Raw genomic sequence first — 6,072 nt, 5'->3', positions numbered from 1 at the left:
CGATATCAAGCGCAACGCCGAGGATGCCCAGAAAGAGAGCATGGCCGCCCAGCAGAAGGAATATGAAAAGATCCAGTCCGACCTGATGCCCATCATCGAAAAGATCGCCAAGGAGAACGGGTTCTCGCTGATCCTCGACCTGAACACGGCCGGCGTCACCTATTTCGAGCCCGGCATCGACATCAGCGAAAAGGTGGTCAAGGCCTACGACGCCCAGTCCGCCACCGCCGCCGCCCCCGCCCCTGCCGCCAAGAAATGAACTGTCCGCTGACCATCGAGGACATCAAAAAGATCCTGCCCCACCGCTATCCCTTCCTGCTGGTGGACCGGGTGACCGCCAGCGACGGGGTGAAGGCCATCCAGGGTTACAAGAACGTCACCGGCAACGAGGACTTCTTCCAGGGGCACTTCCCCGGCAACCCGGTCATGCCGGGGGTGCTGCAGATCGAGGCCCTGGCCCAGCTGGGGGCCGCGCTGCTGATGCAGCGTTTCACCGGCCAGCGCGTCTTCGCTTATTTCGCCGGCATCGAGAAGGCGCGCTTCAAGCGGACGGTGGTCCCGGGCGACCGCCTCGACCTCGACGTGCTGGTGACGCGCGACCGCGGCAAGTTCGCCATCATCGACGGCAAGGCCACGGTTGACGGCCAGCTCGCCGTCGAGGCGATCCTGATGTGCATGGTGGGCCAGTGAGCCGAACGCCGATCCATCCCGGCGCCGTCATCAGCCCCAAAGCCGAGCTGGGCAAGGGCGTCCAGGTCGACGCCTACGCGGTCATCGGCCCCGGCGTGCGCATCGGCGACGGCACCATCGTCAAGCACCACGTCACCATCGACCAGAACACCGAGATCGGCAGGGAGTGCCGCATCTTCCCCTTCGCCTCCCTGGGCACCGACCCCCAGGACGTCACCTACAAGGGCGAGGAGACATTCGTCCATATCGGCGACCGCAACATCATCCGCGAATTCACCACCATCAACCGCGGCACCCTCAAGGGCGGCGGCCACACCCGCCTCGGCGACGACAACTACCTGATGGCCTACGCCCACGTCGCCCACGACTGCCAGATCGGCAACCACGTCATCCTGAGCAATGGCGCCACGCTGGCCGGGCATGTCGAGATCGGCGATTTCGCGGTGCTCAGCGGCTTTTGCGCCGTTCACCAGTTCGTGCGCATCGGCCGCAACGCCTACATCGGCGGCTACAGCGTCGTTTGCCAGGACGTTCTGCCCTTTGCCAAGGTGGCGCAGAGCCGCGAGTCGTTCAGCCTTTACGGGCCGAACTCCATCGGCATGATGCGCAACGGCTTCTCCAGGGAGTACATCGAGAAAATCAAGGATATTTTCCGCATCATCTACCGCGCCGACCTGAACACCACCCAGGCGGTCAAGCAGATCAGCGCCAATTACCCGGGCAGCGCTGAAAGCCAGATCATCATCGATTTCATCGGCAAAACCAAAAGAGGGATTTTAAAGAATTTTCGCCAGGATGGCTGAAACAATCGGATTCATCGCCGGTGAGTCGCAGCTTCCCCTGCTGGCCGTGCGCGAGGCCCACCGCCAGGGCAAGCAGGTGGCCGTCGCCGCCGTCAAGGGGCTGACCGTTCCCGAATTGGCCGGCGAGGCCGATGCCTGGGCCGAGTTCTCCATCGGCCAGCTGGGCGCCGTCATCCGTTTTTTCAGGAAGCACGGTGTGCGCCAGGCCCTGATGGTAGGGCGGGTGAGGCATGCGGCGATATTCTCCATCTGGAAGGCGGACGGCAAGTTCATCCGTTTCCTGGCCAAAGTCAAGGACAAGACCACCACCTCGCTGCTGGCCACCCTGGCCGATTTTTTTTGGGGCGAAGGGATCGAAATCATCGATTCCACGTTTTTTCTGAAGGAATACCTGGTGGCCGAAAAAAATTACACACCGCGGCGCCGCATCGGCGCCGGCCTGGCGCGCGACATGGAATTCGGCTGGCAGAAAGCCTGGGGGATCGCCGCCCTGGATATCGGCCAGACCGTTTGCGTCAAGAACCGGGCCGTCGTGGCGGTGGAAGCCATGGAAGGGACCGATCGCGCCATCGTCCGGGCCGCGGAAATCGCCGGTCCCGGCCTGGTGGTGGTCAAGGTCAGCCGGCCGAGCCATGACATGCGCTTTGACGTGCCGGTGGTCGGCCAGTCCACCATGGCCCTCCTGAAAGAGTGCCGGGCGGCGGCCTTCGTGCTGGAAGCCGGAAAAACGCTGATGCTCGATTCACAGCGCGTGCTGGATCTGGCCCGGCAGGGGAAAATCGTCGTACTGGGGAGAACATGAACATCGGCATCATCGGAACCGGGGTCATGGGCAGCAATCACCTGCGCGTCTTACGTTCCATCCCGCAATGCCGGCTGACCTGTGCTGTGGACCTGAAGCGCGAGAATCTGGACAAGGCCTGCCTAGGCCTGGATATCGAAAAGATGAGCGATTACCGCCAGGCTTTGCCATGGGTGGATGCGGTCATGGTGGCAACGCCCACCCAGGAGCATCACGTCATCTCGCGTTTTTTTCTTGAGAACGGCAAGCATGTCATGATCGAAAAGCCGATCTGCAAGACCCTGGCCGAAGCCGATCAGCTGATCGCCCTCAGCGAAGAGAAGCGTCTGGTCCTGGCCGTCGGCCACCTGGAAAGGTTCAACCCGGCGGTCGAGTATCTCCGCGGCCTGGTCGAGAAACCGCGCTTCATCGAGGTTCAGCGGCTGGGTTCGTTTTCGCCGCGTTCGTTGGATATCGATGTCATCCTCGATCTGATGATCCATGACCTGGACATCATCCTGCAATGGGATGGCAGCGGCGTCAAGGATATCCGCGCCTGCGGCATCCCGGTCATCTCGCGGCAGATCGACATCGCCAATGTCCGCCTGGAGTTCCATTCCGGTTTGGTGGCCAACCTGACCGCCAGCCGCGTCTCGCAGGACAAGACCCGCAAATTGCGGATATTCCAGAAGGACCTCTACATGTCGGCCGACTACCAAACGCGAAGCGTGAAAACGATCCGTCTGCAGAACGGGCAGATCCGCGAAAACGTCCCGGCCATCCCGAATGTCGAACCCCTTTACAACCTGTGGCAGAATTTCATAAAGACCGTTGCCGGCGGGCTTCCCCAAATGGACGCCGTCTTTCAGGCCGGCAGCCCCCAAGGGGACGCCGCCCTTCGGGGCGGCAGCGCGCGCATCGTAAGCGGCGCCGACGGCCGGGCGGCGCTGCGCCTGGCCCTGGATATTTCCGCCGCCATCGGAACCGTTGCCCCCGAAGGGACGCCGCCTTTCAGGACGGCAGCCGATGCTTGAACGGTTCATCTCCTGCCAGATTGAAAAAAAACGCTTCCCCGGCCTGACGCTCCTGGTGGCCGAAAAAGGGCGGGTGCTGCTGGAGCGGCGCTTCGGCTGCCTGGCGGTCTGGCCCGAGCCTGAAGCGTTGGACCAGGCGGCGTTGTATGACCTGGCTTCGCTGACCAAACCCTTGGTGACCGCTTTCCTGGCCGTGCATATGCTTGAAAAGAAACAATGGCGCCTGGAAGACGAGGCGCGGCGATTTTTCCCGGCCTTGCCGGCGGCGATCACCCTGGAACATCTGCTGAGCCACAGCGCCGGCTTCGTGCCTTGGCATCCCTTTTACCTCTACCGGCCGCTCTCCGACCTGGAGCAACTCGCTGCTCTAAAAAGCATTGCCGCTCCCGGTACCCGGGTGGTGTATTCCGATGTCGGTTACATCCTGCTGCGCCACGTGCTGGAAAAAACGGCCGGTCTCGAATTCAAGGAAATGGCCGCCGAAATCGTATTCAACCCTCTCCAATTGCAGAACACGTTTTTCCTGGTCCCGGAATCGGCAAAAGTGCGCTGCGCGCCGACGGAAATCGGCAATATTTATGAACGGAACATGTGCCGGCCCGAGCATGAAGAAGCGGCAGCCTGCTTTTCCTGGCGCACCCGGTTATTGCGGGGGGAGGTGCATGACGCGAATTCCTTCTACAGCAACGGCAGCGCCGGCAACGCCGGTTTGTTTGCCAGCGCCCGGGACCTGTTCAGCCTCAGCCGGGAGTTTTTTCCAGAAACGGCGACGCTGCTCAGGGCCGAATCGCTCGAGCTGTTCTGGCAGAACCGCACCCCCTGGAGCGCCCTGCACCGCTCGCTCGGTTTCAAGCTGAATTCGTCGCGGCCGACTTCCGGCGGCAGCGCCCTGTCGCCCAAGGCCATCGGCCACAGCGGCTTCACCGGCACGTCGCTGTGGCTCGAGCCCGAAACGCAAAGACAGTGGATCATCTTGAGCAACCGCATCCATCCCCGGGTCAGAAAAATCGATTTCGATGTCACGCGCCGCAAACTGCACCAACTGCTGAAAAATGAATTGAATCTACTTTAAAACGACCGTATTGGCCTTGTCGGCCTTCGGCTTGTTTTTATCCTTCTGCGCCTGGCGGGCCAGTTCCTGGAAGCGCTGCTGGTACTTGAGGTTGGGCGGAAGCAGCAGCGGTTCGCTCAAGCCGGACTTCAGGATGATTTCATTGAGCATGCGGCCGTCGGCAAGGTAAACGTATCCCAGCAGGCGCGAGAAGTGATCGCGCTTCTGCACGTCGAATTCGATCCATATTTGGCTGCCGTATTGCAGGTATTTTTTGACGAATTCCCGGCCGCTCAAGCCGCGGTTGATGATTTCGGCCGGAGTGGTGGAATTTTTCAACGCCTTTTCATAAACGCGATCGTTGAGCGTGGTTTCGGGCATGTCGAGGCCGAGGAGCTTGATCTCCTCCCATTTGCCCTGGTACAAAATGGTCAAGGTGTCGCCGGTGATGATGCGCATGACGCGGCCTGGCTCTTTGTAGACGGGGGCCGCGGTTACCAGGGAGGTCCCCAGCCACAGCACGGCCATGACACTCGCGGCAACGGTTTTCATGACACCTCCTTCATGCACCAAGGGAGCGAGGCCCCATTATAATACATTTTTAAAAAAATGGCCAAACATACTTGCCAAAAATGGAAACAAAATATTTTTTTTTCCGTATAGGATAGATTGGCATTTTCATGATATCATAAATAAATTGTGACGATGGAATTTTTAAATGGACCTGCGGAGGTTCGTGGCAAAAAGCATGAAAAAAAAATATTCCCGGTTGCATGACGTTTTGCGAAAAGGCGTGAGTTTGGTGTTGCTGCTTCTGCCGCTGTGGCTGGCGGCCGCCGAGGACACCCTGAGCCTGGAACAGGCCGTGCAGTTGGCCCTGAAGCGCAACGAGCGTTCCCTGGCGGCCGGCGAACAGGTGGCGGTGACCCAGGGACTGCTCACCATGGCCAGGGCGTATTTCTTTCCGGCCGTGTCCCTCACCGGCAACTACACCCGTCGGCCCAACGCGGTGGAGCGGGAGTTGAACGGCCAGACCATCACCGTCCAGAGCCTGAACGCCCTGTCCGGCTACGCCTCCCTGAGCATGATCCTGTTCGATCCCTACGGCATCCCCGCCTATCGCCAGGCGTTGCTGGAAAACCGGGCCCAGCGCTTCAACTCGGCCGAGGTCAGGCGCCAGCTTTCCTTCGAGGTCGCCGCCGCCTTCCTGACCACCCTGACCATGGACCAGGTCTACGAGGCCACCGGCGATCGTCTGGCCTATGCCGGCAAGACCCTCGAGGCGGCGCGCGCCCGCTATGCGGCCGGGCTCGTCTCGGTCAACGACGTGACCCGGGCGGAACTGGAGTATGCCACGGCCGAGATGGGCCGCACCCAGACGCAGGGGGAGGTGCAAACGGCCTACCTCGAACTCGGCTACCTGCTGGACACGGCCATCGAAGGCAACTTGGCCCCCCCGGAGCTTTTGTTGAGCCAGTCCGAGCTGCCGACTGCCGCCGCCGCCGAACTGCTGCCCGGCGCCGAGAGCCGGCGCCTCGATCTGCGCGCCCTTTCCTGGCATGCCAAAGCCCAGCACGCCCTGTCGCTCAAATCCGGCCTCAGATGGCTGCCCAGCCTGAGCCTGAGCGGTCAATACCGCTACACGAACGAGGCGGGGCTGACCGGCAAGACCACGACCTGGTCGGCCGGCCTGGCGCTCAACTGGTCGATCTT

General features: G+C 61.3%; 8 protein-coding genes. 7 read left to right on the top strand and 1 reads right to left on the bottom strand.

Going from position 1 to position 6,072, the window contains the following annotated elements; translation table 11 throughout:
* The 6 genes from NTW95_06835 to NTW95_06810 form a co-directional block, all read left to right on the top strand.
* Positions 1-259, top strand: a 259-nt coding sequence (locus NTW95_06835; protein MCX6557132.1) for an OmpH family outer membrane protein, incomplete at its 5' end; no start/stop codon positions are given.
* Positions 256-690, top strand: a complete 435-nt coding sequence (fabZ, locus tag NTW95_06830) for a 3-hydroxyacyl-ACP dehydratase FabZ (protein ID MCX6557131.1) — start codon at positions 256-258, stop codon at positions 688-690. The genes NTW95_06835 and fabZ, both read left to right, overlap by 4 nt.
* Entirely contained in the window at positions 687-1,493 is an 807-nt protein-coding gene (gene lpxA, locus NTW95_06825) for an acyl-ACP--UDP-N-acetylglucosamine O-acyltransferase (GenBank protein MCX6557130.1), read from the top strand. The genes fabZ and lpxA overlap by 4 nt, the downstream gene beginning before the upstream one ends.
* On the top strand, positions 1,486-2,295 hold the full coding sequence (lpxI, locus tag NTW95_06820; protein MCX6557129.1) for a UDP-2,3-diacylglucosamine diphosphatase LpxI: 810 nt from the start codon (positions 1,486-1,488) through the stop codon (positions 2,293-2,295). Before lpxA ends, lpxI begins: the two co-directional genes overlap by 8 nt.
* A complete protein-coding gene (locus NTW95_06815) occupies positions 2,292-3,308 on the top strand; it encodes a Gfo/Idh/MocA family oxidoreductase (protein ID MCX6557128.1) in 1,017 nt (338 codons plus the stop codon). The genes lpxI and NTW95_06815 overlap by 4 nt, the downstream gene beginning before the upstream one ends.
* Complete coding sequence (locus NTW95_06810; protein ID MCX6557127.1) at positions 3,301-4,380, top strand: serine hydrolase; 1,080 nt, start codon at positions 3,301-3,303, stop codon at positions 4,378-4,380. The genes NTW95_06815 and NTW95_06810 overlap by 8 nt, the downstream gene beginning before the upstream one ends.
* Here NTW95_06810 and NTW95_06805 read toward each other — a convergent pair.
* Entirely contained in the window at positions 4,372-4,911 is a 540-nt protein-coding gene (locus tag NTW95_06805) for a thermonuclease family protein (protein ID MCX6557126.1), read from the bottom strand. The two genes, NTW95_06810 and NTW95_06805, sit on opposite strands and share 9 nt — an antisense overlap.
* A 184-nt stretch (positions 4,912-5,095) precedes the next feature.
* On the opposite strand from NTW95_06805, the gene NTW95_06800 reads away from it, so the two are divergent.
* The coding region (locus NTW95_06800) for a TolC family protein (protein ID MCX6557125.1) at positions 5,096-6,072 on the top strand (977 nt) is incomplete at its 3' end.

The organism is Candidatus Aminicenantes bacterium (assembly GCA_026393795.1).
Lineage (GTDB): Bacteria > Acidobacteriota > Aminicenantia > UBA2199 > UBA2199 > UBA2199.
This window is presented reverse-complemented; position numbering and strand designations above follow the sequence as displayed.